This window comes from Mesorhizobium sp. M7A.F.Ca.ET.027.02.1.1, from assembly GCF_004022985.1.
Classification (GTDB): Bacteria; Pseudomonadota; Alphaproteobacteria; order Rhizobiales; family Rhizobiaceae; genus Mesorhizobium.
This window is the reverse complement of sequence record NZ_RZOL01000648.1, coordinates 1-2,114: the sequence shown is the minus strand read 5'-3', so window position 1 is coordinate 2,114 and position 2,114 is coordinate 1. Positions and strand designations below refer to the sequence as shown.

The window sequence follows — 2,114 nt, the reverse complement described above, 5'->3', positions numbered from 1 at the left end:
GGCGAGATGCCGCAGGCCGAAGCACCAAAGAAGAAAGGCTTCCTCGCCTCGATGTTTGGCGCAACGCCAGCCTCGGCGACACCATCCCCCATCATCAGCAACGCCCGGACGGGCGAGCAGCCCCCGGCGCAGGCAAAAGCGGCGCCAGCAGCGGCAAAGCCGATCATCACGCTGGCCTCGGCCAATTCCACGGCCAAGCCGGTGCAACTGGCTTCGCTCGGTGGCGATAGCGGTCACATCACCGGCAGCGATGCCCTGCCCGGCGTACGCCAGACGGCCCTGTTCGAGATCAAGCGCAAGTCCGGCCTGGACGACGAAAGCGACGTCGACCTCAACGAGGATGAGGGGCCAATCGGCGGCTCCTATCAGGTTGCGTCAGCCGCCGGCATGGCCCGGTTGGCGCCCAACGGGCTGCTCAAGCAGAACGAAAGCGTCGATGTGGCCTGCCTGAAGCCGTCGCTGGTGCGCGTGCTGAAGACGATCGAAGGCCACTACGGCCGCAAGATGACGGTGACGTCAGGCTATCGCGACCCGGCCCGCAACCGGCGCGCCAACGGCGCCAAGAATTCGCTGCACATGTATTGCGCCGCCGCCGATATCCAGGTTCCCGGCGTTTCGAAATGGGAACTGGCGAGCTACATCAGAAGCATGCCCGGCCGCGGCGGCGTCGGCACGTACTGCCACACAGAATCGGTTCACGTCGACGTCGGCCCCGAGCGCGACTGGAACTGGCGCTGCCGCCGGCGCAGCGGCGGTGACGGCTAGTCTAGCAGACGGTCTTAGGCCTATTAGCAGCCAAGATCGTACCGGTGACCATTCTGAGCATTCGGGATTAGCCGAAGCCTCCCACAAACTTCGTCATCCTAGGGCGAAGCAGGAGCGAAGCTCCGTCGCGAGACCCTGGGATCCATGCCGCGACGGCTGTCGAGGAATGCGACGGAGCAGAATTCTGCACCGTGGTGATGCGTTTGAGTCGCGGCATGAATCCCTTGGGTTGCGGAGCAGCTCCAGGGGTCTGCGCTGCGTCGCTGCGCTCCTTGCTCCGCCCGAGGATGACGAAACGATGGGTGTCGCCGCTAATTATCAAAGCCTGCCAACCCTCGGGAAATCGTTGATTTGGCTGGCCCGGAAAAAAGTTGTCCAAGGTGGCACCTGACGGGTTGCCGGTTGCGCACAACGCCAGTATAAGCCGCTTCGTCTGAGCGCGCCCATCGTCTAGCGGTTAGGACACCGCCCTTTCACGGCGGTAACAGGGGTTCGATTCCCCTTGGGCGTACCAGAAAAATAATGCGTTTAGCGCAAACCTCCCTCCCAATGTGGCCAATTTCGACTGGCTCCCTGCCGCGGTCTTCAACTGACGCGCAGCTTCCGCGATCACACCATAGGCTAACGCGGCCACACAGGTCATAATCCTGCTACAAAGTGGTCGATTCCTCAGGGATGTAGCCGCTCCAAGAGCCCGCCGCAGGTCGCCCCCGTGGCGGGCTTTTCATTGCACGGTCGAGTTGGGTTCTCGGGCACCGCGACAAATGAGAAAGCCCCGCAGTGGTAAGCCCGCATTTATTGCCTGGTTTCCCGGCTTTAAACAGCTGACTTCGCGGTGTACGGATTCGGGCGCAAAAGCCGGATACTACCTGATGAACGCGAGCCACCACGGTCAAAGAGTGGGTGTTGCAACCCCCTCAAGCGCAATGATCCTGGTGTTGGCGCAACGCTTCCGGATTTCAATAAGGCGGGCGTATTCCGGCGAATTGTACCAGCCCATCAACGACGTCATGTCGGGGAATTCGATAATAACCAAACGGTGTGGCTCCCAATCGCCCTCCAAAACCTTGGTCGCACCGCCACGACCTAGATATCTCCCACCATAACGCTCCTCGGTGGCTGGCACATCCCGCCGGTATTCCTCGAACGCGGCAGCGTCCTTTACGTCTACATCCGCGATCAGATAGGCGGCCATTTGCGCTTCCTCCTTCTCGACGGCGCCCGACCGTTACGGTCCGGTCCCGGGGGCGGGGCCTGTCGGTTAAGACGACTCTCTTCAGCGCTTCAACCGGCATCCGCCAACGCGAAGTCAAAAGCCTGTTATAATCCACGGATTGGCGTCGTATCCG

The 2,114-nt window shown here is 61.5% G+C and carries 2 protein-coding genes and 1 tRNA gene; 2 read left to right on the top strand and 1 reads right to left on the bottom strand.

What is annotated here, in order from left to right; all coding sequences use genetic code 11:
- A partial coding sequence (locus EN749_RS34675; RefSeq protein ID WP_128364863.1) for a YcbK family protein occupies positions 1 to 765 on the top strand: 765 nt, incomplete at its 5' end.
- A gap of 439 nt (positions 766 to 1,204) precedes the next feature.
- A tRNA-Glu gene (locus EN749_RS34670) sits at positions 1,205 to 1,279 on the top strand.
- 378 nt (positions 1,280 to 1,657) lie between these two features.
- Here the strand turns inward: EN749_RS34670 and EN749_RS34665 are convergent.
- Positions 1,658 to 1,960: a DUF1330 domain-containing protein gene (locus EN749_RS34665; protein WP_127327465.1), complete on the bottom strand. Its 303-nt coding sequence runs from the start codon at positions 1,958 to 1,960 to the stop codon at positions 1,658 to 1,660.
- Positions 1,961 to 2,114: the final 154 nt, after the last annotated feature.

Bases quoted from the DNA above. Each gene is read 5' to 3' on its own strand.
- EN749_RS34665 (WP_127327465.1), bottom strand. From the start codon at position 1,960: ATGGCCGCCTATCTGATCGCGGATGTAGACGTAAAGGACGCTGCCGCG.